23 protein-coding genes and 1 pseudogene are annotated in these 25,379 nt (G+C 60.1%); 13 read left to right on the forward strand and 11 right to left on the reverse strand.

What is annotated here, in order from left to right:
* Nucleotides 1–263 precede the first annotated feature (263 nt).
* Entirely contained in the window at nucleotides 264–1,370 is a 1,107-nt protein-coding gene (locus LMH93_RS01675; protein WP_003255719.1) for a GlxA family transcriptional regulator, read from the forward strand.
* A 120-nt stretch (nucleotides 1,371–1,490) separates the two neighbouring features.
* On the opposite strand, the gene LMH93_RS01680 is transcribed toward LMH93_RS01675, so the two are convergent.
* Nucleotides 1,491–1,748 (reverse strand): hypothetical protein, encoded by a 258-nt coding sequence (locus LMH93_RS01680; RefSeq protein ID WP_003255717.1) that lies wholly within the window; start codon nucleotides 1,746–1,748, stop codon nucleotides 1,491–1,493.
* A 366-nt stretch (nucleotides 1,749–2,114) separates the two neighbouring features.
* Between LMH93_RS01680 and LMH93_RS01685 the strand changes: the two genes are divergently transcribed.
* Nucleotides 2,115–3,779: a reprolysin-like metallopeptidase gene (locus LMH93_RS01685; protein ID WP_223817354.1), complete on the forward strand. Its 1,665-nt coding sequence runs from the start codon at nucleotides 2,115–2,117 to the stop codon at nucleotides 3,777–3,779.
* A gap of 205 nt (nucleotides 3,780–3,984) precedes the next feature.
* Here the strand turns inward: LMH93_RS01685 and LMH93_RS01690 are convergent, their stop codons facing one another.
* The 4 genes from LMH93_RS01690 to choX form a co-directional block, all read right to left on the reverse strand.
* Nucleotides 3,985–4,455, reverse strand: coding sequence for a thioesterase family protein (locus LMH93_RS01690; RefSeq protein WP_047603179.1), 471 nt, complete (start codon nucleotides 4,453–4,455; stop codon nucleotides 3,985–3,987).
* Nucleotides 4,456–4,465: 10 nt separating this feature from the next.
* Nucleotides 4,466–5,431, reverse strand: coding sequence for an L-carnitine dehydrogenase (locus LMH93_RS01695; protein WP_173879254.1), 966 nt, complete (start codon nucleotides 5,429–5,431; stop codon nucleotides 4,466–4,468).
* Between the two features lie 18 nt (nucleotides 5,432–5,449).
* Nucleotides 5,450–6,334: a 3-keto-5-aminohexanoate cleavage protein gene (locus LMH93_RS01700; protein ID WP_003255710.1), complete on the reverse strand. Its 885-nt coding sequence runs from the start codon at nucleotides 6,332–6,334 to the stop codon at nucleotides 5,450–5,452.
* 122 nt (nucleotides 6,335–6,456) lie between these two features.
* Complete coding sequence (gene choX / locus LMH93_RS01705; protein WP_070096868.1) at nucleotides 6,457–7,401, reverse strand: choline ABC transporter substrate-binding protein; 945 nt, start codon at nucleotides 7,399–7,401, stop codon at nucleotides 6,457–6,459.
* A 144-nt stretch (nucleotides 7,402–7,545) separates the two neighbouring features.
* Here choX and LMH93_RS01710 point away from each other — a divergent pair, with 144 nt between their 5' ends.
* Entirely contained in the window at nucleotides 7,546–8,493 is a 948-nt protein-coding gene (locus tag LMH93_RS01710; RefSeq protein WP_011953245.1) for a GlxA family transcriptional regulator, read from the forward strand.
* Between the two features lie 3 nt (nucleotides 8,494–8,496).
* On the opposite strand, the gene LMH93_RS01715 is transcribed toward LMH93_RS01710, so the two are convergent.
* The 3 genes from LMH93_RS01715 to LMH93_RS01725 form a co-directional block, all read right to left on the reverse strand.
* Nucleotides 8,497–9,114: a hypothetical protein gene (locus tag LMH93_RS01715; RefSeq protein ID WP_014755073.1), complete on the reverse strand. Its 618-nt coding sequence runs from the start codon at nucleotides 9,112–9,114 to the stop codon at nucleotides 8,497–8,499.
* 71 nt (nucleotides 9,115–9,185) lie between these two features.
* The gene (locus LMH93_RS01720) at nucleotides 9,186–9,878 is read right to left on the reverse strand and encodes a hypothetical protein (protein WP_003255705.1); all 693 of its coding nucleotides are present in this window, start codon (nucleotides 9,876–9,878) and stop codon (nucleotides 9,186–9,188) included.
* A 138-nt stretch (nucleotides 9,879–10,016) separates the two neighbouring features.
* Nucleotides 10,017–10,433, reverse strand: coding sequence for a lysozyme inhibitor LprI family protein (locus tag LMH93_RS01725; RefSeq protein ID WP_003255702.1), 417 nt, complete (start codon nucleotides 10,431–10,433; stop codon nucleotides 10,017–10,019).
* 285 nt (nucleotides 10,434–10,718) lie between these two features.
* Here LMH93_RS01725 and LMH93_RS01730 point away from each other — a divergent pair, with 285 nt between their 5' ends.
* The 7 genes from LMH93_RS01730 (at nucleotide 10,719) to LMH93_RS01760 (ending at nucleotide 19,949) form a co-directional block, all read left to right on the forward strand.
* On the forward strand, nucleotides 10,719–11,696 hold the full coding sequence (locus tag LMH93_RS01730; protein WP_003255700.1) for a dipeptidase: 978 nt from the start codon (nucleotides 10,719–10,721) through the stop codon (nucleotides 11,694–11,696).
* Nucleotides 11,697–11,772: 76 nt separating this feature from the next.
* Nucleotides 11,773–12,303 carry a DUF5943 domain-containing protein gene (locus LMH93_RS01735; protein ID WP_003255698.1) on the forward strand — a complete coding sequence of 177 codons (531 nt, stop codon included), beginning with the start codon at nucleotides 11,773–11,775 and terminating at the stop codon, nucleotides 12,301–12,303.
* 15 nt (nucleotides 12,304–12,318) lie between these two features.
* Complete coding sequence (gene dgcA, locus LMH93_RS01740; RefSeq protein WP_003255697.1) at nucleotides 12,319–14,379, forward strand: dimethylglycine demethylation protein DgcA; 2,061 nt, start codon at nucleotides 12,319–12,321, stop codon at nucleotides 14,377–14,379.
* A gap of 178 nt (nucleotides 14,380–14,557) precedes the next feature.
* Nucleotides 14,558–16,510, forward strand: a complete 1,953-nt coding sequence (gene dgcB / locus LMH93_RS01745; protein ID WP_004575952.1) for a dimethylglycine demethylation protein DgcB — start codon at nucleotides 14,558–14,560, stop codon at nucleotides 16,508–16,510.
* Nucleotides 16,510–17,742 carry an electron transfer flavoprotein subunit alpha gene (etfA, locus tag LMH93_RS01750; protein ID WP_230064793.1) on the forward strand — a complete coding sequence of 411 codons (1,233 nt, stop codon included), beginning with the start codon at nucleotides 16,510–16,512 and terminating at the stop codon, nucleotides 17,740–17,742. Before dgcB ends, etfA begins: the two co-directional genes overlap by 1 nt.
* Before the next feature lie 10 nt (nucleotides 17,743–17,752).
* Complete coding sequence (gene etfB, locus LMH93_RS01755) at nucleotides 17,753–18,523, forward strand: electron transfer flavoprotein subunit beta (protein ID WP_003255694.1); 771 nt, start codon at nucleotides 17,753–17,755, stop codon at nucleotides 18,521–18,523.
* A 649-nt stretch (nucleotides 18,524–19,172) separates the two neighbouring features.
* Nucleotides 19,173–19,949: an RHS repeat-associated core domain-containing protein gene (locus LMH93_RS01760; protein WP_230064794.1), complete on the forward strand. Its 777-nt coding sequence runs from the start codon at nucleotides 19,173–19,175 to the stop codon at nucleotides 19,947–19,949.
* Nucleotides 19,950–20,011: 62 nt separating this feature from the next.
* Here the strand turns inward: LMH93_RS01760 and gbcA are convergent, their stop codons facing one another.
* Nucleotides 20,012–21,304: a glycine-betaine demethylase subunit GbcA gene (gbcA, locus tag LMH93_RS01765; protein ID WP_047603174.1), complete on the reverse strand. Its 1,293-nt coding sequence runs from the start codon at nucleotides 21,302–21,304 to the stop codon at nucleotides 20,012–20,014.
* Nucleotides 21,305–21,599: 295 nt separating this feature from the next.
* Here gbcA and gbcB point away from each other — a divergent pair, with 295 nt between their 5' ends.
* Nucleotides 21,600–22,700, forward strand: coding sequence for a glycine-betaine demethylase subunit GbcB (gene gbcB, locus LMH93_RS01770; protein WP_003255691.1), 1,101 nt, complete (start codon nucleotides 21,600–21,602; stop codon nucleotides 22,698–22,700).
* 46 nt (nucleotides 22,701–22,746) lie between these two features.
* Here gbcB and LMH93_RS29745 read toward each other — a convergent pair whose 3' ends face one another.
* Together LMH93_RS29745 and LMH93_RS29750 are read right to left on the reverse strand one after the other, a co-directional pair.
* Nucleotides 22,747–23,619, reverse strand: coding sequence for a methyl-accepting chemotaxis protein (locus tag LMH93_RS29745; RefSeq protein ID WP_404943662.1), 873 nt, complete (start codon nucleotides 23,617–23,619; stop codon nucleotides 22,747–22,749).
* Nucleotides 23,602–24,372, reverse strand: a pseudogene (locus LMH93_RS29750) (MCP four helix bundle domain-containing protein); the annotation flags it as partial. The pseudogene LMH93_RS29750 and the gene LMH93_RS29745, both read right to left, overlap by 18 nt.
* A 266-nt stretch (nucleotides 24,373–24,638) precedes the next feature.
* Here LMH93_RS29750 and LMH93_RS01780 point away from each other — a divergent pair.
* Together LMH93_RS01780 and LMH93_RS01785 are read left to right on the forward strand one after the other, a co-directional pair.
* Nucleotides 24,639–24,869, forward strand: coding sequence for a hypothetical protein (locus tag LMH93_RS01780; protein WP_003255686.1), 231 nt, complete (start codon nucleotides 24,639–24,641; stop codon nucleotides 24,867–24,869).
* The gene (locus LMH93_RS01785) at nucleotides 24,866–25,168 is read left to right on the forward strand and encodes a cell division protein ZapA (protein WP_003255684.1); all 303 of its coding nucleotides are present in this window, start codon (nucleotides 24,866–24,868) and stop codon (nucleotides 25,166–25,168) included. The genes LMH93_RS01780 and LMH93_RS01785 overlap by 4 nt, the downstream gene beginning before the upstream one ends.
* Nucleotides 25,169–25,379: the final 211 nt, after the last annotated feature.

The following is a 25,379-nucleotide window of genomic DNA, read 5'->3' on the forward strand; positions in this document are numbered from 1 at the left end:
CGCGGCGCGTGTCACTAAACTGCTCAACCGTTACAGGCAACGCGCTAGGTCGCCTGTTCTGGACGACTGGCCAACACGATGCAAGCACTTGAATTGCCCCATAAAGGCGTCGTTTTCAGGTTTTTTTGGATGGCCGTTCAAGTTTAGGCACGGCGTTTGCGTTGAGATTGGCAAGCCTACCCTCGGAAAATGACCGAGGGGTCATAACAAGAAGTAAGTGCCCGCCTGAGGCACACCCTGCATTTGTGTGAGGAGAAATCGCGATGACGTCGTACACCTCCGGGAATCCAACCCAGAACCGCACAGCACCCCAGTCCATCGGGTTTCTTCTATTGGACAATTTCACCCTGATTTCCCTGGCATCGGCGGTCGAGCCGCTGCGCATGGCCAACCAGCTGTCTGGCCGTGAGCTGTATCGTTGGCACACGCTGACCATCGATGGCGGCCAGGTGTGGGCAAGCGATGGTCTGCAAATCACACCGGATGCCGCCATCAGCAATGCTCCGCCTATCGACACCGTGATTGTCTGTGGTGGTGTTGGCATCCAGCGTTCCGTCACCCGTGAACACGTCACCTGGCTGCAAGCCCAGGCCCGTCAGTCGCGCAGGTTGGGTGCCGTGTGCACCGGCAGTTGGGCACTGGCCTGCGCTGGCCTGCTCGACGGCTTCGATTGCAGCGTGCACTGGGAATGCCTGGCCGCGATGCAGGAAGCCTTCCCGCGGGTGAACATGAGCACCCGCCTGTTCACCCTTGACCGCAACCGCTTCACCAGCTCCGGTGGCACCGCGCCGCTGGACATGATGCTGCACCTGATCAGCCGTGATCACGGCCGCGAGTTGTCGGCGGCGATCTCCGAGATGTTCGTCTACGAGCGTATTCGCAACGAGCAGGACCACCAGCGTGTGCCGCTCAAACATATGCTTGGCACCAACCAGCCGAAGTTGCAGGAAATCGTCGCGTTGATGGAGGCCAATCTGGAGGAACCGATCGACCTGGACGAACTGGCGGTCTATGTGGCGGTTTCGCGGCGTCAGCTGGAGCGCCTGTTCCAGAAGTACCTGCACTGCTCACCTTCGCGCTACTACCTGAAGTTGCGCCTGATCCGTGCGCGGCAGTTGCTGAAGCAGACGCCGATGTCGATCATCGAAGTGGCATCGGTGTGCGGCTTCGTGTCGACCCCGCACTTCTCCAAGTGCTATCGCGAGTACTTTGGCATTCCGCCGCGTGACGAGCGCGTGGGCTCCAACACCGCGCAGCAGGTGGCCATGATGCCGATTCCTCAGGCCATGACCTTGTCGCCGCACAGCGGGCCGATGGCGGCCCTGAGCCAGGCACGCAACGAGTCGACATTTGCCAGTGTAAGGCTCTGATACCGAGTCGACTTTTTCGCGGGGCAAGCCCGCTCCCACAGGTCACCCGCTGAGCTTGAGCCAGCGGTGATCTGTGGGGGCGGGCTTGTTCCGCGAAGGGGCCGGTCCTGGGTAAATGAATTACGCGCGTTTGTTGAACTGCGCCAGCGCCGGCAACAGCTGCTTGTCGATGGCTTGGCGCACTGCCGGCAGGATCGTCGCACTACCGGTGTACATTTGCTCCACCATCCCCTTCAGCGCCCGCGCATTGGGCTCGGTCAGCCCACGAACCACCGCTTCACACGCCTGTTCGGCACTGGCCCCGGCAGGAATATCAAAACCGCGCGCGCGCAGGTGGCCGGCGAGGTCGTCCTGATCAATCAAATCCGCATGCATCATGGCTGTTGTCCCTTTTATCGCTAAGAGAGTGCTGCTGTGATTTACGACCGATTCTGTGACGTGTGCGACAGCCTCGCAAGGACAGAATGTCGCCATGGCTGCTTTGGCTAAGAACAGGTCGTTTACGACTAAATCCCCTGCCAGGCAAGCACGCACACTGAAGCCATTCACGGTACAGAGGGTTTGGTCACCCTCGCTCACGCACAGTGGATGTTGCTCGCTCTTGGCCCCGGTAGCTCACGGCTTTCCGGGGTTATTTTTATTCCGCCAGACTCCCCTATACATACACCTAGCATTTATGTCAGGTGACGGACTGCAGAAGTCTGTGCTCTTTTGTGGAAGATGGATTCCACAGGAGCGGAAAATGTGAAAAAGAATATCTGCATGATCATTGTCCTAGGCGCGACTTTGATAATGGCTTCATGTTCGTCATCTACCCCGTCAATGAGCACTGTTGGCAGTGTTGTTCCGCAGCTGTTTACACTGCAGCCTACTCAAAACCGCCAGATGCTTCAGAAAACAGCAAAAGGCTATCTGAAAACGTTGTTGGCCGACCCCGCTAATGAAGAATTCACGCTAGTGAAGGTTGAGGCGTCATTGATTGGGGGGAACGCTGAAAACATCGCTATAACACTACCGGATCGAAAGGCTGAAAAGTTTAATCGGAGAAACTTCAATGCCTTGGCTGATGGGTATGAAGGATGGGTTGGCTATCAGCCTTCACAGTGGAAGGCAGGCCACTCGGGGTCGGAAGGAGAAATTGATTTCGATCCTAAATACTATATGTCAATCGTCCGTCTTGATAATCAGCTGGCAGGCAATTTTTTGGTGGGTGGCCAGCGGTACCGATTGGTTTATATCGGTTCAGGTATGCACGTGCTGATCAAGGTTGACGAGTCAAAGCTGCCCTCTGAAGATGCACGGGGCGTAGAAGTTGAGAATACGGTATATCCTGCTCTAGAAGAACCGCAGCAGGTCTCGTCTGCCTACAGTATAATAAGACTGCTATTTGTAAGTACCGTTCAGTCTCGCGCGAAAAATCCAAACTATCGTGCTGATTTGATGTTAGGGTTGCAGGATGTAAATCAAATTGCAAAAAACAGCAAGGTGAATATTACTTACGAGTTTGCGGGGTTTATAGATTCTGCTATTGACGAAGAGGGGAAAGACTTTGGAACGCTGCTCAATGAGGTTCAATATAACAATCCCGCTGTCAATGCCAAAAGGGTGGAGCTCAGGGCAGATCTAGTTTCGATGTACGTTGCCAATAATGAGCTCTGCGGCGCGGGTAAGCCGTCGAGTAATAAGACGCAAGGCTTTTCGGCGATTAGTTGCATTACCTCGTTAGGCCACGAGATTGGCCACAACTTTGGCATGGTTCATAACTGGGATGGGCAAACGGATACTTATATTCATGGGTATCGCTACGGTCCGGATGGGGGGAACCTCAGGTTCCGAACTCAGATGTCTTATGACTGTAGCCCGACATGTCCGAGAGTACCGTTTTACTCCAATCCGCGGCTGAGTTATCAAGGACAACCTCTGGGTACTGTCGCACATCATGATGTCGCCCGCGCGATCAACGAGCGTAGGGCAAGTATAGAGAGTTTCTACCCTCCCATGCCGGGCGTGCTTAAAAATAAAGGTCGGCTGGAGCAAGGTTCCCCTCACCCCTGCTTGCAGGATTTTGCCGGGTCAAATATCCAGTTCGTCGCGTGCTCTCCTGGCCCGCAGCAGAAGTGGACCTTAGAGCCGTGGGGCGATGCGGGTACGTTCAGGATTGTGGCGCCGGGCGGTAATTGTATGGTCGCGCGCGCTGACAATTATGTTTTGGCTGAGCCATGCCCCGCAACAGTCAAAGATGGTCTTCTCTGGATGGTATCAGCGCAGCCCGATCACACCTTGAAAATACAGAGTTATAACCGCAACCTTTGCCTAGGCTCTCAGCCCAGCTTGAGGCCGGGGCCTGAGTTACTGGCATGTGATAACGGTAGGTACCAAAGTTGGATAAATCTCGATATCCCACAATAACCGAGGCCTAGTGTGGTATTTCACAAATAACGACCATAACTCGCGGCGCTTTTTGCGCTCATGCGGCGTTGTCGCTCCTCGCCGTAGCTGGGCTACGACTCGTCGCGACGCCTTGCCTGAGCGCAAAAATCGCTCGCGAGTTATTGGCCGTATTTGCAAAACACCACACTAGCGAGCAGCCATGGTCTGGCTGCTCTCGTTGGTATCAACCAGGAATCTTTATCACACGGCCTGTAAAGGCTGGCGTTGGTAAATCCCGTTGGCTATCGACCACGCTTTGTAGTTGATTGGTGCTGAATTCTCCAAAAGGCTTGGCCTTTGGCCCCGCCAGGTCCACATGTAAAAGCAATTGCTCACTGGCGGCTAACGCCTCGTCAAAACCTGATCGATGCAAGCTGTGATACAAGTGCAGTCGCTTTTTATCGAAGCCGATGATCTGCGTCTGCACCCACACCTCGGTGCCCAGCTTCACCTCGTGCAGATAATTGATGTGCGCCTCCAGCGTGAACAGCGAATTACCGCTTTGCCCGCGGCTGTCGGCGTCCAGGCCAATGCGCTCCATCAGGGCATCGGTCGCGTAGCTGAAGATCAGCAGGTAGAAGGCATCGCGAAGGTGCCCGTTGTAATCGACCCAGTCCTCCTGGACCGTGGTGCGGTAGGTGATCAGAGCAGGCATCTTGGTCTCCTTAATCGCTGAACGACATGCCGTGGCTGGCCTTGCTGGACTTCACCGCTTCCAGTACCGCCAGCAGGGTGTCGTCACGGTAGCGCTCCAGTGCAGCGATGCTGCGCTCGCCCTGTTGCTCGGAAGTGCCGCTCACCACATCGTCGATCAGCTTGTCGGTCAGTTCCGGTGCTGGCAGGTACGTCCAGGGCAGCTTCAGGGCAGGGCCGAACTGTGACATGAAGTGGCGCATGCCGGCATCGCCACCGGCCAGGGTATAGGTAAGGAATGTGCCCATGAACGACCAGCGCAAGCCTGCGCCGAAGCGGATCGCGTCGTCGATTTCGCCCGTGGTGGCAACGCCGTCGTTGACCAGGTGCAAGGCCTCGCGCCAGAGCGCTTCGAGCAGGCGGTCGGCGATGAAGCCTGGCACTTCCTTGCGCACATGCAGTGGGCGCATGCCGAGGGCGGTGTAGATGGTTTTGGCAGCTTCAATGGCCTCGGGTGAGGTGCGGCTGCCGCCGACGATCTCGACCAGCGGCAGCAGGTACACCGGGTTGAACGGGTGGCCGACGACGCAGCGTTCAGGGTGAGTGGACGACTCGTAGAACTCGCTGGGCAGCAGGCCCGAAGTGCTTGAGCCGATGATTGCGTCAGGCTTGGCTGCGGCGCTGATTTTGGCGTGCAGGCCGAGCTTGAGGTCCAGGCGCTCTGGTGCGCTTTCCTGGATGAAATCGGCGTTGCGCACGCATTCCTCGATGGTTGTCACGAACTTCAGGCGGTCTTGCGATGCGCCAGGGGCCAGGCCTTGTTTTTCCAGTGCCGGCCAGGCGTTGGCGACACGTTTGCGCAGTGCCTGTTCGGCGCCGGGCGCGGGATCCCAGGCCACCACGTCCAGGCCATGGGCCAGGGCGCGGGCGACCCAGCCGCTGCCGATCACGCCGCTACCCAGGGCGGCGAAGGTCTTGATCTCGGTAATGAAGGGCATATCGGTCTCCTGAAAGGATCAGCGGCGCTTGAGGTTCATTTTTTCCCGGCCTTCTGCCGGGCTGAGCACGCGGCCACCCATGCGGGTGATGATCTCGCTTGCGCGTTCCACCAGTTGGCCATTGCTGGCCAGCACGCCACGGTCCAGATACAAGTTGTCTTCCAGGCCCACCCGCACATTCCCGCCGAGCAAAACGGCCTGCGCGGCCATGGGCATCTGCATGCGGCCGATGCCGAAGCCGGCCCAGGTGACGTTGGCAGGCAGGTTGTCGACCATGGCCTTCATGGTGGTGGTGTCGGCCGGTGCGCCCCACGGGATGCCCAGGCACAGCTGGAACAACGGGTCTTCAAGCAGGCCTTCCTTCATCATTTGCTTGGCGAACCACAGGTGGCCGGTGTCGAAGATTTCCAGCTCGGCCTTCACCCCCAGTTCGGTAATGCGTTTGGCACCGGCGCGCAGTTGGGCCGGGGTGGACACGTAGATCGAGTTGCCATCGCCGAAGTTGAGGGTGCCGCAGTCGAGGGTGCAGATTTCCGGCAACAGTGCTTCGACATGGGCCAGGCGCTCCAGCGGGCCGATCAGGTCGGTGCCCGGGCCGAACGCCAGCGGCGTTTCACCCGGGCCGATTTCCAGGTCGCCGCCCATGCCGGCGGTGAGGTTGACGATGATGTCCACGTCAGCTTCGCGGATACGCTCCATGACTTCCCGATAGAGGTTTACATCACGGCTGAAACGGCCGGTCTGCGGGTCGCGGACGTGGCAGTGGACCACGGTGGCGCCTGCTTTGGCAGCTTCCACGGCGGATTCGGCGATCTGTTTGGGGGTGACCGGGACCAAGTGGCTTTTCGAGGCGGTGTCGCCGGCGCCGGTGAGGGCGCAGGTGATGATGACGTCGTGGTTCATGGCGGGTTCCTTGTATGGTCAATGCTGGCCTCTTCGCGGGCAAGCCCGCTCCTACAGGGAGCCGTGATGGCCCTGGCGAACGCGTTACCTGTGGGAGCGGGCGTGCCCGCGAAAGGGCCCTGTCAGTTGGCGGTAAGCTTGAGGTTGTCCGCAGCCGGCTTGCCATCGAAGGTGGTCACACCCTCAAGCCAGCGCGCCTTGTCCTCGGGGTGGTCCTTGAGCCACTGGCGGGCCGATTCCAGCGCGTCTTTGTGGTCAAGCAGTGGCTGCATCATGCGGCTCTCGTCCTCGGCGCTGAACTTCAGGTTGGCCAGCAGGCGGTGGGCATTGGGGCAGCGTTCGGCGTAGTCCGGCGCCGTCACCGTCCACACCGTCGCACGGCCTTCGTCAGGGCCGAGTGCATCCTGGCTGTCACCCAGGTAGGCCATGTCGATGTTCACGTTCATCGGGTGTGGCGCCCAGCCGAAGAACACCACGGCCTCCTTGCGCCGCACCGCGCGGTCGACGGCGGCGAGCATGCCGGCCTCGCTGGACTCGACCAGCTGGAATTTGCCCAGGTCGAACTGGTTCTTGGTGATCATCGCTTTGATCTGCGTATTGGCGCCGGAACCCGGTTCGATGCCATAGATCTTGCCGCCCAGCTCTTTCTCGAACTTGTGGATGTCGGCGAACGTCTTCAGGCCCTTGTCGTAGAGGTATTTCGGCACGGCCAAGGTGGCGCGCGCGTCCTCCAGGCTTGGCTTGTCCAGCACCTTGACCTGGTTGGCATCGACGAACGGGGTAATGGTCTGGGTCATGATCGGGTTCCAGTAACCCAGGAACATGTCCAGGCGTTTGTCGCGTATGCCGGCGAAGATGATCTGTTGCGAGGCACTGGTCTGTTTGGTCTGGTACCCCAGGCCGTCGAGCAGTACCTGGGCCATGGCGCTGGTGGCAATGACGTCGGTCCAGTTGACCACGCCAAGGCGCACGTTTTTGCAGGCGGCGGGCTCGGCGGCGAAAAGCGGGGTGGCAATGATGCTGCTCAGGGCAAGGGACAACAGGCTGCGGCGGATCAAGCTGTGCATGGTGGCTCTCCATCGGCAGTGCATATTGTTATTGAGGGCGGCCTCTGCGGACCGTGTGAATACGCTACGCTGGCGCTACCTTGCCCAAGCGCACGCTAGCGACAGGAATTAGCACCTGGGCGACCAGTTTCTGTGGAGGAGGGGATGATGGAGACGATTGCCTTTCTGTTGGTGCCCGGCTTTTCCGCCATGGGGTTCATTTCGGCGGTGGAGCCGCTGCGGGTGGCCAATCGTTTTGGCGGGCAGTTGTACCGGTGGCAGGTGCTTAGCCTGGACGGTGAGGCGGTGCTGGCGAGCAATGGCATGTCGATCAATGCCGATGCCGCCCTGGGGGAAGGAGAGCCGGCCAACATCCTGCTGGTGGTTGCGGGCTTTGAGCCACTGGCCAATGTCGCACCCAAACTGCTGCATGCGCTGCGCCGGCTCAACCACGAAGCTGTCATGCTCGGTGGCATCGACACGGGCGCAATGGTGCTGGCCGAGGCAGGGCTGCTCGAGGGCTACCGGGCGACATTGCATTGGGAGGCGCTTGAGGCATTCAAGGAACGCTATCCAGGCCTTCAAGCCACCCAGGAGCTGTTCGAGATTGACCGCAGCCGTATCACCTGTGCCGGCGGAACCGCCTCGATCGATTTGATGCTGCACCTGATTGCCCAGTCTCACGGCAGCGAACTGGCGGTCAAGGTGTCGGAGCAGTTCGTGCTGGGTCGTATCCGTCAGCGCCAGGACCACCAGCGCATGCAGATCGGTGCGCGTTATGGCATCAGCAACAAGAAGCTGGTCCATGCCATTGGCGAAATGGAAAAACACATCGAGCCACCGTTGAGTACGCTGGAACTGGCTGCCGCGATCAAGGTGACACGGCGTCAACTGGAGCGTTTGTTTCGCATGCACCTTGATGCAACCCCGAGCGGTTTCTATCTCGGGTTACGGCTGGACAAGGCGCGCCAGCTGTTGGCCCAGACCGACATGTCGGTGACTGAAGTCAGCCTTGCGTGCGGGTTTGAACTGCCATCCTATTTCACGCGGCGCTACAAGCTGAGGTTTGGACGGTGCCCGCGGGAGGAGCGACGGCCCAGCGGTACAAAATGAGCTTCAATCCAGTTCACGCTCGAGGATGGCCCTTAGCTTTTCGCGATTCCTTGTTTGCAGATCTTTGCGAAGCGGGGCGAAATCCGCTGCATTGAAGCGTGCACCCAGGTGGTCAAATATCAGGTTCAACTTTCTGGTGGGCTCGACCGGGTCGGTAACGCAATAGGCATAAAACAGGATCGCAACCGGGACCTGGTCCCCTTCATGGTCCATTTCGATACTGAGATGTGAAGAGGCGTTCATGACGGTGAAGGTACGCGTACCGGCCGACTGCAGAGCGGCTTGAACATTTTCTTCGAGGCTCTTGAACCAAGGTCCTTTCTCGCGGGGCGGGGGTAGATAGCCACTGTAAACATCGCTTAATGCAAGCAAGTGCGGCTCATACACGATGGTTTTATGAGTGTGTTCGAACAGGGTGAATTTCAATGATTGCAAGGTGGCGAGAGCGACAGTGAACCATTGCTGAGGCTGGGTCTCCATCGAGAATTTTTCATTGGCCACTGCTTGTGAATAACGCAGGCATAGCTGCAAGTCTTCCCATGTCTCAAGTGTCAGCCAGGGCGCAGGCTTGATGCTTAGCCGCTCCTCGAATACACGGGTATCCAGGTTCGTATCGCCCATGTGGCATTGCTCCTTGATGGATGCAGATGACCAGAACCGGGTACCAGAGAGCTGGTACCCGGTCTCGCTAATCAGATAGCGAGAAACGCGGCGATGTCGCCTTTTATCTTCTCATTCACAAGATCACGTGCAGCGTCGAAGTGACGAACGCTGAACGTGCCTTGTTGCGAAGCGCGATAAACGCGGGTAGAGGTTTTGTCGACCTTGCGGGTCAGGGCGCCTTCACGCTCGACTTTCGAGTCGTAGCTGGCCTGGAAGCTGGTCATGTGCATCGCCGGCAGGCCTTGTGGCGTCATTTCGCACTGGGCGACCACGAAGTTGCTCGATTTGCCGGATTCACTATGGCTGTGCTTTTCCAGGTGCGCCTTGACTTCCGGCTTCTGCACGACAATTTGCAGAACACGCCTGGCGCAGGCGGCGCGACGAGGGTCCGCGGAGACGCTGATGGTGACGGACTTGGTAATCAGCTCTGCCAGGGTCAGGTTGTCCTCATCAATGGCATCTTCGGCATGTGCTGCGCCCGTCATGGTCCAGCCAAACTTGATCAGGCCATCGTTGTAGAAGTTGTACCACTCGCGCTGCTGGGTCTCCTTGTCGAACTTCTTGTTGGCCAGTTCGGTCATCAAACGCATGCCGGCCAGGATGTCTTCTGCAATGTTGGCAGGGACATTGTCAGCGAAGACGCAGATGGTCTGGCCGGTAGCGGCTACGCGCTCTTGACCCTCTTTGCGGATTTTTTCCATTTCAACTTTGATGTCAGCCACTTTGTAATTCCTTGATAGTTGTGAGTTCCAAGACACACATGGTGAGCACGTGGTCTGGGGGCACTATCGAGCAATTACGCAGGGGGCATCAGCGGCACGTTGTTCCTCTGGAGTTGATCCTTCACTCGCACGTGCTGATCAATCTTCGGGTGCTGGCTCGTCACTGTTTTGCGCGCCCAGGCTGCGCAAATACTCGGCTCGCTCATCGCTGCGCTGTGCAATGCAGCTGTTCCAGGCGATCTGGTAGGCCCTGCTGCCGGGTTGTTCAGCATGGGTTTCGACCTTGCAGTCTGCATCGCGCAGTTGGCTCCAGACTTTCTCGGCTGCCTCTATTCGCGACATCAGGCCTGCCTCGTCGCCGAACTGATCACGCATGCGCGCGACCAGGTCGTCGTAGGCCGACTGCAGCTCACGCTCGGCGACCTGCTTGTTGAATGCTGCACAGGCGAAGGTTTGCTGGTCGGTCTCCACATTGTCGCAAGGTGTGCTTTCGTCCTCACTGGCCTGGGCCCCGCTCACGATGGCCAGCAGCACCAGCCATGCCATTGATTTCATCCGTTTTCTCCTCAACAGGCTGTCGAATCGCAGGGATTCTCGCTCAGCCAGAGGCCAGGTGGTAGCTCCCTGACCAAATGTTCATGTACCGGCCGCAAATGTCGTTATCGAGACTGTCTCGCATCCCCGGAACACGCGCCAGACGCGCTCTTGTCGCGCATTGACGCTTTCGGCAAACCCCCTGTCGTTTTTGCACCGGGGCGCCTCGGGGCACAGGCATATGCTGGCCTCAAAGCGCCGGCAGAAGGTTTGGCGCGACCCAACTCTATAAAAGGGGACAGCCTGATGAGCCCAGCCGAACTACACGCCGACAGCATCGTCATCGATGGCCTGATCATCGCCAAATGGAACCGCGAGCTGTTCGAAGACATGCGCAAAGGCGGCCTCACTGCGGCCAACTGCACGGTGTCGGTCTGGGAAGGGTTCAAGGCTACCGTCGACAACATCGCGTCCAGCCAGAAGCTGATCCGCGACAACAGCGACCTGGTGATGCCGGTGCGCACCACCGCCGACATCCGCAAGGCCAAGGAACTGGGCAAGACCGGCATCCTCTTCGGCTTCCAGAACGCCCATGCGTTCGAGGACCAGATCGCTTATGTGGACGTGTTCAAGCAGTTGGGCGTGGGCATCGTGCAGATGTGCTACAACACCCAGAACCTGGTGGGCACCGGCTGCTACGAGCGTGACGGCGGGCTGTCCGGCTTCGGTCGCGAGATCGTTGCCGAGATGAACCGTGTCGGCATCATGTGCGACCTGTCCCACGTTGGCTCCAAGACTTCCGAAGAAGTCATCCTCGAATCGAAAAAGCCGGTGTGCTACTCGCACTGCCTGCCCTCGGGCCTGAAAGAGCACCCGCGCAACAAGTCGGACGAAGAGCTGAAGTTCATCGCTGATCACGGCGGTTTCGTTGGCGTCACCATGTTCGCGCCGTTCCTGGCCAAAGGCATTGACTCGACCATCGATGACTACGCCGAGGCCATCGAGTACACCATGAATATCGTCGGTGAAGACGCCATCGGTATCGGTACCGACTTCACCCAGGGGCACGGCCAGGACTTCTTCGAATACCTGACCCATGACAAGGGCTACGCCCGCCGCCTGACCAACTTCGGCAAGATCATCAACCCGCTGGGCATTCGCACTGTCGGCGAATTCCCCAACCTCACCGAGACCTTGCTGAAACGCGGCCACTCCGAGCGTGTGGTGCGCAAGATCATGGGCGAGAACTGGGTCAACGTCCTCAAGGATGTCTGGGGCGAGTAAGCCGCTCTCCAAGCCTGATAGCCCCTGCCAGCAACGCCGGGGCACCCACAAAAAAATTTTATGGAGTTGAGTTTCCATGGCCAAAATCGCCCCGCAATTGCCAATCGAAGTCGACAGCGAGACCGGTGTCTGGACCAGCGACGCCTTGCCGATGCTGTATGTGCCTCGTCATTTCTTCGTCAATAACCATATGGGCATCGAGGAAGTGCTGGGCGCCGACGCCTATGCCGAAATCCTCTACAAGGCTGGCTACAAGTCCGCCTGGCACTGGTGTGAAAAAGAGGCCGAGTGCCATGGCCTGGAAGGCGTGGCGGTGTTCGAGCACTACATGAAGCGCCTGAGCCAGCGTGGCTGGGGTCTGTTCGAGATCCAGGATATCGACCTGGATAAAGGTACCTGCAGCGTCAAGCTCAAGCACTCTGCGTTCGTGTACGTCTATGGCAAGTGCGGCCGCAAGGTCGACTACATGTTCACCGGCTGGTTCGCTGGCGCGATGGACCAGATTCTCGCTGCCCGCGGCAGCAAGATCCGCACCGTGGCCGAACAGGTCTATGGCGGGTCGGAAGAAGGCCACGAAGATGGCCTGTTCGTTACAAAGCCGTTGTAAGCCGGAGATAGCGTCATGGCATTCGAAGCAATGTTCCAGCCGATCCAGATCGGCAAACTGACCATCCGCAACCGTGTGCTCAGCACCGCGCACGCCGAGGTCTACGCCACTGACGGCGGCATGACGACCGACCGCTATGTGAAGTACTACGAAGAGAAGGCCAAGGGCGGCATCGGCCTGGCCATCTGTGGCGGCTCGTCGGTGGTTGCCATCGACAGCCCGCAGGAATGGTGGGCATCGGTCAACTTGTCGACCGACCGCATCATCCCGCACTTCCAGAACCTTGCCGACGCCATGCACAAGCATGGCGCCAAGATCATGATCCAGATTACCCACATGGGCCGCCGCTCGCGCTGGGACGGCTTCAACTGGCCGACGCTGATGTCGCCATCGGGCATTCGCGAACCTGTGCACCGCGCCACCTGCAAAACCATCGAGGTGGAAGAGATCTGGCGGGTAATCGGCAACTACGCGCAGGCTGCGCGTCGCGCCAAAGAGGGCGGCCTGGACGGCGTGGAATTGTCGGCGGTGCACCAGCACATGATCGACCAGTTCTGGAGCCCACGGGTCAACAAACGTACCGACGAATGGGGCGGTACCTTTGAAGGCCGCATGAAATTCGGCCTGGAAGTACTGAAAGCTGTGCGCGCCGAAGTGGGTGACGATTTCTGCGTGGGCATGCGTATCTGTGGTGACGAGTTCCACCCTGATGGCCTCAGCCACGAGGACATGAAGCAGATCGCTGCCTACTACGACGCCACCGGCATGCTCGACTTCATCGGCGTGGTCGGCTCGGGTTGCGATACCCACAACACCCTGGCCAACGTCATCCCCAACATGAGCTACCCGCCGGAGCCGTTCCTGCACCTGGCAGCCGGTATCAAGGAAGTGGTCAAGGTCCCGGTGCTGCACGCGCAGAACATCAAAGACCCGAACCAGGCCACGCGCATCCTTGAGGGCGGCTACGTGGACATGGTCGGCATGACCCGTGCGCACATGGCCGACCCGCACCTGATCGCCAAGATCAAGATGGGCCAGATCGACCAGATCAAGCAGTGCGTCGGTGCCAACTACTGCATCGACCGCCAGTACCAAGGCCTGGATGTGCTGTGCATCCAGAACGCCGCGACCTCCCGTGAGTACATGGGTGTGCCGCACATCATCGAGAAGACCACCGGCGTCAAGCGCAAGGTGGTGGTGGTTGGCGCAGGCCCTGCCGGCATGGAAGCGGCCCGCGTGGCTGCTGAACGCGGCCACGACGTGACCCTGTTCGAGAAGAGGGACCAGATTGGCGGGCAGATCACCATTGCCGCCAAGGCCCCGCAGCGTGACCAGATTGCCGGTATCACCCGCTGGTACCAGCTTGAGCTGGCTCGCCTGAAAGTCGACTTGCGCCTGGGCACTGCCGCTGATGTGGCCGCGATCCAGGACCTGCGCCCGGACGTCATCGTGCTGGCCGTAGGTGGGCACTCGTTCCTGGAGCAGAACGAGCACTGGGGTGCCGCTGAAGGGCTGGTGGTCAGCAGCTGGGATGTGCTCGATGGCAAGGTAGCGCCGGGCAAGAACGTGCTGGTGTACGACACCATCTGCGAATTCACCGGTATGTCGGTCGCCGACTTCATCGCTGACAAGGGCAGCCAGGTCGAGATCGTCACCGACGACATCAAGCCAGGCGTGGCCATGGGGGGGACCACCTTCCCCACCTACTACCGCAGCATGTACCCCAAAGAAGTGATCATGACCGGCGACATGATGCTGGAAAAGGTCTACCGCGAAGGCGACAAGCTGGTGGCGGTACTGGAGAACGAATACACCGGCGCCAAGGAAGAGCGCGTGGTCGATCAGGTAGTGGTCGAGAACGGCGTGCGGCCTGACGAAGAGCTGTACTACGCGCTCAAGGAAGGTTCGCGCAACAAGGGCCAGATCGACGTGGAGGCGCTGTTCGCCATCAAGCCACAGCCGATCCTGAGCCAGCCGGGCGAAGGCTACCTGCTGTACCGCATCGGCGACTGCGTGGCCCAGCGCAACGTGCATGCGGCGATCTACGACGCCTTGCGCCTGTGCAAGGACTTCTGATCGTTAACAGTCGCCGCCATCGGGCGCGATCCCTGTAGGAGCGGGTTTACCCGCGAATGCGTCAGCACTGACAACACTGTTGCCTGACCGGACGCATTCGCGGGTGAGCCTGCTCCTACATGGGGCCAGTCCCGCCCTCTGGTCGGCGCAAGAATCCAGCTGTTTGTGGGAGTCTCCCATGTTGAACACCCTTCTACCCATCCTGCTGTTCGCTGCCCTTGGCCTGGCAGTGCTCGGTGCCTTGCGCCGGGTGCGCATGTGGCGCCGTGGCCGGCCGTCCAAGGTCAACCTGATCGGCGGCCTGCTGGCCATGCCGCGCCGCTACCTGGTGGACCTGCACCATGTGGTTGAGCGCGACAAATACATGTCCAAGACCCACGTGGCCACTGCGGGCGGCTTTGTGCTGTCTGCTGTGCTGGCCATTCTGGTGCATGGTTTTGGCCTGCAGAGCAAGATCCTCGGCTATGCACTGCTGGTAGCCACGGTGATCATGTTCACCGGTGCCATCTTTGTCTTCAAACGCCGCCTGAACCCGCCCTCTCGTCTGTCCAAGGGCCCGTGGATGCGCCTGCCGAAGAGTTTGCTGGCGTTCGCCGTGAGCTTCTTCATTGCCACCCTGCCGGTCGCCGGTATCCTGCCGGCCAACACGGGTGGTTGGGTGATGGTCGCCGTTCTGGGCCTGGGCGTGCTGTGGGGTGTGTCGGAGCTGTTCTTTGGCATGACCTGGGGCGGCCCGATGAAGCACGCCTTCGCCGGTGCCTTGCACCTGGCCTGGCACCGCCGTGCCGATCGCTTCGGCGGCGGCCGCTCCACCGGCCTCAAGCCGTTGGACCTGGAAGACCCGAACGCACCCCTTGGCGTGGAAAAGCCGGTGGACTTCACCTGGAACCAGCTGCTGGGCTTCGATGCCTGCGTGCAGTGCGGTAAATGTGAAGCCATGTGCCCGGCCTTTGCCGCTGGCCAGCCGCTGAACCCGAAAAAACTCATCCAGGACATGGTCATCGGCCTTGCCGGTGGCACTGACGCGCAATTTGCCGGTAGCCCATACCCTGGCAAACCAATCGGCGAACACGGTGGCAATCCACACCAGCCGATCGTCAATGGCCTGGTCGACGCCGAAACGCTGTGGTCCTGCACCACCTGCCGTGCCTGCGTCGAGGAGTGCCCGATGATGATCGAGCACGTCGATGCCATCGTCGACATGCGCCGCCACCTCACCCTGGAAAAGGGCGCAACCCCGAACAAGGGCGCCGAGGTGCTGGACAACCTGATCGCCACCGACAACCCCGGCGGCTTCGCCCCCGGCGGGCGCATGAACTGGGCTGCCGACCTTAATCTGCGGCTGCTGTCTGAAGTGAAAGCGACCGAAGTGTTGTTCTGGGTCGGTGATGGTGCCTTCGACATGCGTAACCAACGCACTTTGCGTTCGTTTGTCAAAGTATTGAAAGCCTCGGGTGTGGACTTCGCCGTACTCGGCCTGGAAGAGCGCGACAGCGGCGACGTGGCGCGCCGCCTGGGCGATGAGGCGACCTTCCAGCAACTGGCCAAGCGCAACATCCAGACTCTGGCCAAATACAAGTTCCAGCGTATCGTCACCTGCGATCCGCACAGCTTCCATGTGCTGAAGAACGAATACGGCGCCCTGGGCGGTGACTACCAGGTGCAGCACCACAGCACCTACATCGCCGAACTGATCGCGGCCAAGAAACTCAACCTTGGCCAGCACAAGGGCGGCAGCGTCACCTACCACGATCCGTGCTACCTGGGCCGCTACAACGGCGAGTACGAAGCCCCGCGCGAAGTGCTCAAGGCGCTGGGTATCGAGGTGCGCGAGATGCAGCGTTCGGGCTTCCGTTCCCGTTGCTGCGGTGGTGGTGGCGGTGCGCCGATCACTGACATCCCTGGCAAGCAGCGTATTCCCGATATGCGCATGGACGACATCCGTGAGACGGAGGCCGAGCTGGTAGCCGTGGGTTGCCCGCAGTGCACCGCCATGCTTGAAGGCGTTGTCGAGCCGCGCCCACAGATCAAGGACTTGGCCGAACTGGTGGCCGACGTGCTGATCGAGGAGGACGCATCCACTGTCCCAAAGCCGCAAACGGCTAAACGTGAACCTGCGGAGGTGCACTGATGAGCGACATTATCCGCCGCGACCCACGCGCCGAGTGGATCGCCCGTAACCGTCTGCACCCGCTGCATGCCGCGATGCAGACGCAACAGACCAGCTGGATGGGGCCTAACGGTATCATCCGCAAGAACCCACATGCGATTGCCGCGGGCTTTGTCGGCCCGGCCGGCATCAAGCGTATCGACCGCAGCGGCGCCCAGCAGGGCACCGGCGCGGGCGGGCGGCGCACGGCAACAGTCGAGGTCAAGTTGCCACTGCACCAGGTGGCGGCGCCGGCGTTCTACATTGCCGTTGTGCCGGACATGGTTGGCGGCCGCCTGAGCAGCCACGACCGCGACCTGCTTGGCCTGGCCCACAGCCTGGCCGGCAGCGACGGGGCGGTGCTGGCCGTGGTGTTTAACGAGCACAAGGAAAGCAACTTTTCCACAGCCGGTGTCGACCGCCTGATGGTTATCGAAGGCGAGGCCTTTGAAGGTTATGCACCGGAGCAACTGGTGCAGGGCCTGCGGGCTGTGGATAACCAGTTCGCGCCGCGCCACTGGCTGCTGCCCGACAGCCGCACCGGTGGCGGTGAACTGGGTCGGCGCCTGGGCGCCGCGCTGGGCGAGCGCCCGGCAACGCGGGTATGGCAGATCAAGGACGGCCAGTGCATTGGTCGCGCCGGTGCCGGCCAGCAAGACCTGCAACGCACTGTGCCGCGCCTGATCCTGGCGGCGGCCGAGTGCGCCGAGCCGGTCAGCGAAACCCGTCACGAAGCGCTGCCGGTGGAGTTGTCCACAAGCGTGGTGCGCAGCCTGCCGCGCATCGAAGACCTTGGCTCGGTGGCCGTCGACCCGGCCACCATTGCCATGGCCGAAGCCGAGTTCATCGTCTCGGGCGGCAACGGTGTCAAGGACTGGGACCTGTACCACAAAGCCACCGCAGCCCTCGGCGCTACCGAAGGTGCCTCGCGGGTGGCGGTGGACGACGGCTTCATGCCGCGCAATCGCCAGGTGGGGGCTACCGGCACCTGGGTTACCGCGCGTGTCTACGTGGCTGTGGGTATCTCGGGCGCGATCCAGCACCTGCAGGGTATCGGTGCCTGCGACAAGGTGGTGGCGATCAATATGGATCCAGGCTGCGACATGATCAAACGGGCTGACCTGTCGGTGATTGGCGACAGCTCGGCGATTCTCAAGGCGCTGATCGAGGCTGTGGACAACTTCCGCAGCGGCGGCCAGCGCGACGCGGCATAAGGGCACGAGCATGAGTACGAAAGTGATCAGCCTGGTTTCCATTGGTGCCCACCCCAGCTCTGGCCGCGCCCGCCGCGCCGAGCAGGATGCCCGTGCCGTGGAGTTGGGTTTGCAGCTGGCTGGGGATAACTTGCAGGTGGTGCATGCTGGCGATCCACAGGAAGAGGCGTTGCGCGCTTACCTGGGCATGGGCCTGGACCACCTGGACGTGCTGGAGCAACCGGCCGGTGCCGATGTGCTGGGCGTGCTGGGCGATTATCTGCGCGACGCCGGGGCCCAACTGGTGCTGACTGGCAGCCAGGCCGAGACTGGCGAGGGTTCGGGCATGTTGCCGTTCCTGCTGGCCGAAAAGCTCGGTTGGCCGCTGATTGTCGGGTTGGCTGAGGTGGAGTCGATCGACAACGGCACCGCGCAGGTGTTGCAGGCTTTGCCGCGTGGTCAGCGGCGTCGCTTGAAGGTGCGTTTGCCATTGCTGGCGACTGTGGATAACGCTGCGCCCAAGCCACGCCAGAGCGCTTTTGGGCCTGCGCGCCGGGGGGTATTGGCGGCGCGTAATGTGGCCATTGTCGAAGATGAGCTGTTGGCTGAAGCCGAGTTGCAACCGGCCCGTCCAAGGCCCAAGCGCTTGAAGGTGATCAAGGCCAAGAGTGGCGCCGACCGCATGAAGGCCGCGACGGCCAAGGCCAGTGGCGGTGGTGGCAAGGTGCTGAAGGACGTTTCGCCACAGGAAGGCGCCGAAGCCATCCTCAAGCTGTTGGTGGAAGAGGGCGTGCTGCGCTAAAGGCTCATGCACTCCCCGGCAAGGCGTTCTCCTGGAGCAACGCTAAATTACTGATTTTCCAGTGACCGAGTGCGGGCGGGCATGCCCCGCCAACACCGGCGCAGCCGGTGCCAGGCACTGGGTCTCCTGCTCCACGGGACAAGCCCGCTTCCACAAGGGCGCCCCGATCATCTGCCAGACGCACATTCTACCTGTGCATAAGTCCTTGCCGGACCCATCACACCGCTCGTCAGGCACGGATATGCATGCCTCCAGCTCGTATTGCCCACAATCGCTGTTAGCTGCTCTGTGGATAATCTGTTGGGCAGTAGCTGGAGTACGCGTAGGGCGTGGCTTGCGAAGAAATGATTAAAAAACGATCAAGGTGGGTCAGAAGTCTCGAATTCTTGATTATCAGAGCTTTGAACCGCTTATCCACAGAACGACAGTTGTCGGCTCCGTGTTTTGCTCACAAAGTCTGTTAGTGTCTCTGTGGACAAGTTGTACGGAGTGCACTGTAGCCCTTTAAAAACAAGGGCTCCGTTGTTTCGATCAAAAATTGACCATCTGCTTGAATCCGATTGATACCTGTGGGCACTGACAGAATTGCCAGTGTTTGAGTACGCGGCGGCTGGATATCCTCCATAGAACCATTCCAGGAGTTATCCACATGACCCTTATGCCTGCAGTTGTCAACGGATACTCACCCTATGGCTATCGAACGCATCGTGGAGCTTGTGTACTTGCGTTCAACGGCGAGCGGCGAGACCCGTTCACGGGTTGCTATCACTTGGGTAACGGTTATCGTGCCTACAACCCGGCATTGATGCGGTTTCAAGCCCCAGACTCCTTCAGTCCTTTTGGGGCAGGGGGGGTGAACGGTTATGCGTATTGCGCTGGTGATCCGGTTAACCGAGTCGATCCCAGTGGCCATAGTATTGATCTTGGGAGCTTTATGCTGCGTGGTTTAGGTATGCTGTCGAACGGAGCGACGATTGCTTATAACTTTCTCGGACCTACGCCTGAAACCTGGATAGGCCTTAATGCCACACGAGTGAGCACCTTCGGTTCCATACTGAGCTTAGGAAGCTCCGCGGCATTGTACGCAGGGGTGCCGAGCGCTATTTTTGGCGCGAACGTGGGTACGGCAATCAGTGCTGCAGCAACGCTCACGCGAGCGATCAACGCAGCGATTGGGCCGGGGAGCCGCCCATTGAATCAGATCAAGACGAATTGGAATTTGATGACGGGAGGCTTACCCGAGGCGCCAATGCCGCACGAGTTCGTGCTGGAAGTTGTCACTCCAACTGGTAGGCCACCCGTGACCCCTTCGAATCAGAATGTCGTGTATGACATCAATGAAAGAATACGGCAGCGGAGAATTGCGGGTGCTTCGCCGCCTTCACAAGCGTTGAATATACGGCGACCGCGTAGTCAGTCACAGTGAGCCGACTGCTATGAGGTTACGCCCTGCCGCAAAGTGCATCTTTTGCGGCAGGGCGTTTTTGTTTACTGAGCCTGCACTTCTTTCAGGTAGGCCGCCGGCTCTGCTCCCAGGTTGTTCAGCATCCGCCCGCTGTACCAGTCAATGAAGTTCACCACACCAAACTCGTAAGTCTTCGAATACGGGCCGGGTTGGTACGCGGTGGAGTTGATCCCACGCTGGTTCTCTTCCGCCAGACGGCGGTCCTGGTCGTTGGTGGCGTCCCACACCTTGCGCATGTTCTCGGGGTTGTAGTCCACACCTTCGACGGCATCCTTGTGCACCAGCCACTTGGTGGTGACCATGGTCTCCTGGGCGCTGATCGGCCACACGGTGAACACGATCATGTGGTCGCCCATGCAGTGGTTCCACGAGTGCGGCAGGTGCAGGATGCGCATCGAGCCAAGGTCCGGGTTCTTGATGCGACCCATCAGCTTCTGGCAGGCCTGCTTGCCGTCCATGGTCATCGACACGGTGCCCTTGAGCAGCGGCATACGCACGATGCGGTTACGCAGGCCGTGGCTCTTGTGCAGGTACGGGATCTTCTCGGCTTCCCAGGCAGCGGCGGAGGCGGCCACGTGGTCCTTGAATTCCTGGCTGGCACGCGGGTCGTTGGTATCGTCCCATTCCAGCAGGGTTTGCAGCAGTTCCGGGTGCGAACCGGAGCAGTGGTAGCACTCGCGGTTGTTTTCCAGCACCAGTTTCCAGTTGGCCTTTTCCATCAAGGTGGTCTGCACCGCCACCTTGGTGTTCTCCATGTCGTACGGTTCCATGTAGTGCTCGAGCGTGGCCAGGAACTCGTCGATGGCGGGCGGGTTTTCCGCCAGGCTGATGAAGATGTAGCCGCCGGCCACCTTCACGTTCACGGGCTTGAGGCCGTACTGGTTCATATCGAAGTCAGCACCCATCTCGGTACCAGCGAACAGCAGGCGACCGTCCAGTTCGTAGGTCCACTGGTGGTAGTGGCAGACCAGCTTGGCCACCTTGCCTTTGTCGCTGACGCACAGGCGTGAACCGCGGTGACGGCAGACGTTGTGGAAGGCGTGCACCTTACCTTCGGCACCACGGATAACGATGATCGGGTTCTTGCCGATCTGCAGGGTGATGTAGTTGCCTTTCGCCGGGATCTCGCAGGTCATGCCGGCGATCAGCCATTCTTTGTGGAAGATCTCCTGCATGTCGATCTGGAACAGACGCTCGTCGGTGTAGAAAGGCTGGGGCAGCGAGTAGGTTCGCTCGCGGGTCTGCAGCATCTCGGCGGTGGCCTTGCGTGCAGGTTCCAGTGGATCGCCCAGGCTCAGGGTTGCGGTGACGTCCATCGTGTATTCCTCGGGGCCGTATGCGGCCGGCAAAAGGTGGCTAATCGTTGTTGTGGTGCCGCAAGGCTGCTTGTCAGAAAACAGCATGTTGTTTTGCCGTGGAGTGTGCGTCCGAAGACGCCGCGAACCGTATCCATGGGCGACATGGCCGATTTGAATAACGACGCGCCAGCCCTTGTATCGCGGGGCTGGTCGCGATAAGCACGCCGATGTCGCTGGCAGGAATGTACGTCGCTCTCAGCTTGCGCATTATCCAAGCCATATAAAGCCCGATAGTCGGCCGCTGGAGATGAACATGTCCGATACCTTCCTCAATCCGGTCACTACCCAGACCTGGGCCAACGGCCGCCACATCGTGCGCTGCGTCAAGGTCATCCAGGAGACCTGGGACGTGCGCACCTTCTGCTTCATGGCCGACCAGCCGATCATGTTCTTCTTCAAGCCAGGGCAGTTCGTCACCCTGGAGCTGGAGATCGAAGGCAAGCCCGTGATGCGCTCCTACACCATCTCCAGTTCGCCGTCAGTGCCCTACAGCTTCTCGATCACCGTCAAGCGTGTGCCGGGTGGCCTGGTGTCGAACTTCCTGCACGACACCATGCACGAAGGCGCCGAGCTGCCGGTGCACGGCCCGGTGGGGCTGTTCAACGCCATCGACTTCCCTGCTGGCAAGGTGCTGTACCTGTCGGGCGGCGTCGGTATTACCCCAGTGATGTCGATGGCGCGCTGGTTCTACGACACCAATGCCAACGTCGACATGGTGTTCGTCCACAGCGCCCGTTCGCCGAAAGACATCATTTACCACCGCGAGCTGGAACAGATGGCGTCGCGCATCCCCAACTTCAGCCTGCACATCATTTGCGAAAAGCATGGCCTGGGCGAGCCGTGGGCGGGTTACCGCGGTTACCTGAACCAGCGGCTGATGGAACTGATTGCGCCGGACTACATGGAGCGCGTTGTGTTCTGCTGCGGCCCGACGCCGTACATGACGGCGGTCAAGCGCATGCTTGAAGCGGTCGGCTTCGACATGAAGAATTATCACGAGGAGTCGTTCGGCGCGACGCCGGCGGAAGCCAAAGCCGACGCCGTGGAGCACGCCGAGCAGGCGGCCGATGCACCTGAGCTGGACGTTTCCGACCTCAATCTGGTGGAGTTCATCGGCAGCGAGAAGAGTATCCGCATCGCCCCGGGCGAGACCGTGCATGCGGCCGCGGCCAAGGTCGGCCTGATGATCCCGAAAGCCTGTGGCATGGGTATTTGCGGGACGTGCAAAGTGCTCAAGCTGGGCGGCGAAGTAGAGATGGAGCACAACGGCGGCATCACCGAAGATGACGAGGCCGAGGGCTACATCCTGTCGTGCTGCAGTGTGCCGAAAGGGGATGTGCGGATCGATTACTGATCCAGTGGCCAGTCTGGATTCTTCGCGGGCACGCCCGCGAATGCTTCTAGGTGCGGAACCGGGCTACCAGGCCATTGAGGTCTACCGCCAGACGCGACAGCTCGGCACTCGCCGCACTGGTCTGATGCGCCCCGGTAGCACTCTGCACCGACAGGTCATTGATGTTCACCAGGTTGCGGTCCACTTCCCGCGCCACCTGGGCCTGCTCTTCCGCCGCACTGGCAATCACCAGGTTGCGCTCGTTGATCTGCGCCACCGCGCCGGCGATGGTGTCCAGTGCCATGCCTGCGCCACGAGCGATGTTCAGTGTCGACTCCGCGCGCTCGGTGCTGGTGCGCATCGATTCTACCGCCTCTTCCGTACCGCCCTGGATGCTGCCGATCATGCGCTCGATTTCGCTGGTCGACTGTTGTGTACGATGGGCCAATGCCCGCACTTCATCGGCGACCACGGCAAAACCACGGCCCGCCTCACCGGCCCGCGCGGCTTCGATGGCTGCGTTGAGCGCCAGCAGGTTGGTCTGGTCGGCCAGGCCACGGATCACGTCCAACACCTTGCCAATGTCGCGCGACTGTTCGGCCAGGTGAGTAATCAGCTTGGCGGTGGCCTGCACATCACCGCTCATGCGCTCGATCGCACCCACGGTTTCCATCACCAGGTCACGACCATCGCCGGTGGAGCGGCTGGCTTCACTGGACGCTTCTGATGTGCTTACGGCATTGCGCGCCACTTCTTCCACTGCGCTGGTCATTTCGGTGACAGCAGTGGCGGCCTGTTCAATCTCATTGTTCTGCTGCTGCAGGCCACGGGCACTTTCGTCGGTGACGGCATTCAACTCTTCTGCCGCCGAGGCCAGCTGGGTGGCGGAGCCGGCGATCTGCTGCAAGGTATCGCGCAACTTGTCCTGCATGCGCGCCATGGCGCGCAACAGCCGGGCGGCTTCGTCGGTGCCCTCTGCGCGGATGACGTGGGTCAGGTCGCCGTCGGCGACTTGCTCGGCGCATTTGAGTGCTTCTTCGATCGGCTTGACGATACTGCGGGTCAGCAGGAAAGCACAGGCGAAGGTCAGTACGGTGGCGGCAACCAGCAGGCCGATCACCAGGGCGAAAGCGCCGGCATACTGGTTGGCGGCTTTTTCGTTGGTGGCGCGAGTCTGGTCAGTGTTGATGCGTACCAAGGTGTCCATGACCTTGTTGATCTGCTCGGAGTTGGCCAGCAGGTCGCGGTTGAGCAGGTCACGCAATTCGTCCAGGCGATCGGCCTGGCTCAGTGTGCGCATGCGCGATTCCAGCTGGCGGTACTGGTTGAGCAACTGACCGTACTGGTCGAATGCTGCCTGTTCGTCGGCGGCGACGATCATTGGCAGGTAGGCCTGGCGTGCGCGGTCGATCTGGCTGTTGCGCTGGTCCAGCAGATCGAGGGTATCGCGTTGGGTTGCCGGCTCGCGGTTGAGCAGCAGGCGGTAGGAAAGCGTGCGCATGCGCAGGTTCAGCGCGGTGAGTTCGTCGAGGATCTTGATGCTGGGCACGCTGACTTGCTCGATGGCAACGCCCGCCTGGCGGATGTTGCCCATTTGTACCAGGGAGAAGATACCAAGGCCGAGCATCAGCAGGCCGATGAGCGCGAAGCCGAGAAGCGCGCGCGGTGCGATATTCATGTTGCGTAGGGACATGGAGAGCAGGATCCAGGCAAGTGGGGAAAGAGCGACAAAACATGACTTGCCGGGCTATCGGTCGTGACTGGTTAGTCTTGAATGGGACCGGGGAAAATTGTGCAACCGCGAACCTTTTCCTGACCGGCGGTTGATCCAGGTCGGAACAAGGGGTCGATTACCCTGTCAATCTGCGGGTCAGACACCTTATGAATCCGATATTTAATGGCGATGGGCCGCACTTTTCTTTATCGTGTGCGCCCCTCGCAACAACCTGAGATAGACCCATGCTGGAAGCTTCCCTGAATCAAATCGAGCAACTGGTCAGCGACCTGATGCAGAAAAACGCTCAACTCATCGAGCAGAACACCGCCCTTGGCCAGGAACTGGCCCAGGCCAAGGAAGAGAACGAAACCCTGCAGCTGTCGCTGATGGAACAGGAAGAGAAGAACGGCGCTACCGCAGCACGCATCCAGGCCCTGGTCGAGCGCGCCAGCGCGGGCGTTGTTGGCGCATGAGACTGCAAGAGCAGCCGATCAATGTCGTGTCGATTCTCGGCATCGACTATTCGATCAAGGCGCCCGAAGGCCAGGAAGAAACCCTGGCCCAGGCGGTACGGATGCTCAACAAAGCCCTTAACGAGACCAAGCGTCAGTACCCGACCTTGATCGGTGACAAACTGCTGGTGCTGGCTGCCCTTAACCTGTGCTCCAAACAGGTTGAACTGCAGAAAGAGCATCAGCAGACCCTTGCGCGAACTCAAGCGCAGATCGACGCCACGGTGGATGCCATCGTGCGGACCATTGCAGAGCAATAAGACCGCACACCTTCCCCTGTAGGAGCGGGTTCACCCGCGAATGCGTCAGTGGCTTCAACACCGCATTCGCGGGTAAACCCGCTCCTACAGGCATCATCAGACCCTTGCGCGAACTCAAGCGCAGATCGACGCCACGGTGCGGACCATCGCTGAGCAATAAGGTCGTACACCGTCCTCCCCGTAGGAGCGGGTTCACCCGCGAATGCGTCAG

The sequence above is a fragment of the Pseudomonas sp. CIP-10 genome, from assembly GCF_020911845.1.
Lineage (GTDB): Bacteria > Pseudomonadota > Gammaproteobacteria > Pseudomonadales > Pseudomonadaceae > Aquipseudomonas > Aquipseudomonas alloputida.

What these genes read in the sequence shown, in the direction of transcription:
- LMH93_RS01675 (WP_003255719.1), top strand. Translation starts at nt 264, where the DNA reads ATGACGTCGTACACCTCCGGGAATCCAACCCAGAACCGCACAGCACCC.
- LMH93_RS01680 (WP_003255717.1), bottom strand. Translation starts at nt 1,748, where the DNA reads ATGATGCATGCGGATTTGATTGATCAGGACGACCTCGCCGGCCACCTG.
- LMH93_RS01690 (WP_047603179.1), bottom strand. Translation starts at nt 4,455, where the DNA reads ATGCCTGCTCTGATCACCTACCGCACCACGGTCCAGGAGGACTGGGTC.
- LMH93_RS01695 (WP_173879254.1), bottom strand. Translation starts at nt 5,431, where the DNA reads ATGCCCTTCATTACCGAGATCAAGACCTTCGCCGCCCTGGGTAGCGGC.
- LMH93_RS01700 (WP_003255710.1), bottom strand. Translation starts at nt 6,334, where the DNA reads ATGAACCACGACGTCATCATCACCTGCGCCCTCACCGGCGCCGGCGAC.
- choX (WP_070096868.1), bottom strand. Translation starts at nt 7,401, where the DNA reads ATGCACAGCTTGATCCGCCGCAGCCTGTTGTCCCTTGCCCTGAGCAGC.
- LMH93_RS01710 (WP_011953245.1), top strand. Translation starts at nt 7,546, where the DNA reads ATGATGGAGACGATTGCCTTTCTGTTGGTGCCCGGCTTTTCCGCCATG.
- LMH93_RS01715 (WP_014755073.1), bottom strand. Translation starts at nt 9,114, where the DNA reads ATGGGCGATACGAACCTGGATACCCGTGTATTCGAGGAGCGGCTAAGC.
- LMH93_RS01725 (WP_003255702.1), bottom strand. Translation starts at nt 10,433, where the DNA reads ATGAAATCAATGGCATGGCTGGTGCTGCTGGCCATCGTGAGCGGGGCC.
- LMH93_RS01730 (WP_003255700.1), top strand. Translation starts at nt 10,719, where the DNA reads ATGAGCCCAGCCGAACTACACGCCGACAGCATCGTCATCGATGGCCTG.
- LMH93_RS01735 (WP_003255698.1), top strand. Translation starts at nt 11,773, where the DNA reads ATGGCCAAAATCGCCCCGCAATTGCCAATCGAAGTCGACAGCGAGACC.
- dgcA (WP_003255697.1), top strand. Translation starts at nt 12,319, where the DNA reads ATGGCATTCGAAGCAATGTTCCAGCCGATCCAGATCGGCAAACTGACC.
- dgcB (WP_004575952.1), top strand. Translation starts at nt 14,558, where the DNA reads ATGTTGAACACCCTTCTACCCATCCTGCTGTTCGCTGCCCTTGGCCTG.
- etfA (WP_230064793.1), top strand. Translation starts at nt 16,510, where the DNA reads ATGAGCGACATTATCCGCCGCGACCCACGCGCCGAGTGGATCGCCCGT.
- etfB (WP_003255694.1), top strand. Translation starts at nt 17,753, where the DNA reads ATGAGTACGAAAGTGATCAGCCTGGTTTCCATTGGTGCCCACCCCAGC.
- LMH93_RS01760 (WP_230064794.1), top strand. Translation starts at nt 19,173, where the DNA reads ATGACCCTTATGCCTGCAGTTGTCAACGGATACTCACCCTATGGCTAT.
- gbcA (WP_047603174.1), bottom strand. Translation starts at nt 21,304, where the DNA reads ATGGACGTCACCGCAACCCTGAGCCTGGGCGATCCACTGGAACCTGCA.
- gbcB (WP_003255691.1), top strand. Translation starts at nt 21,600, where the DNA reads ATGTCCGATACCTTCCTCAATCCGGTCACTACCCAGACCTGGGCCAAC.
- LMH93_RS29745 (WP_404943662.1), bottom strand. Translation starts at nt 23,619, where the DNA reads ATGGCGCGCATGCAGGACAAGTTGCGCGATACCTTGCAGCAGATCGCC.
- LMH93_RS01780 (WP_003255686.1), top strand. Translation starts at nt 24,639, where the DNA reads ATGCTGGAAGCTTCCCTGAATCAAATCGAGCAACTGGTCAGCGACCTG.
- LMH93_RS01785 (WP_003255684.1), top strand. Translation starts at nt 24,866, where the DNA reads ATGAGACTGCAAGAGCAGCCGATCAATGTCGTGTCGATTCTCGGCATC.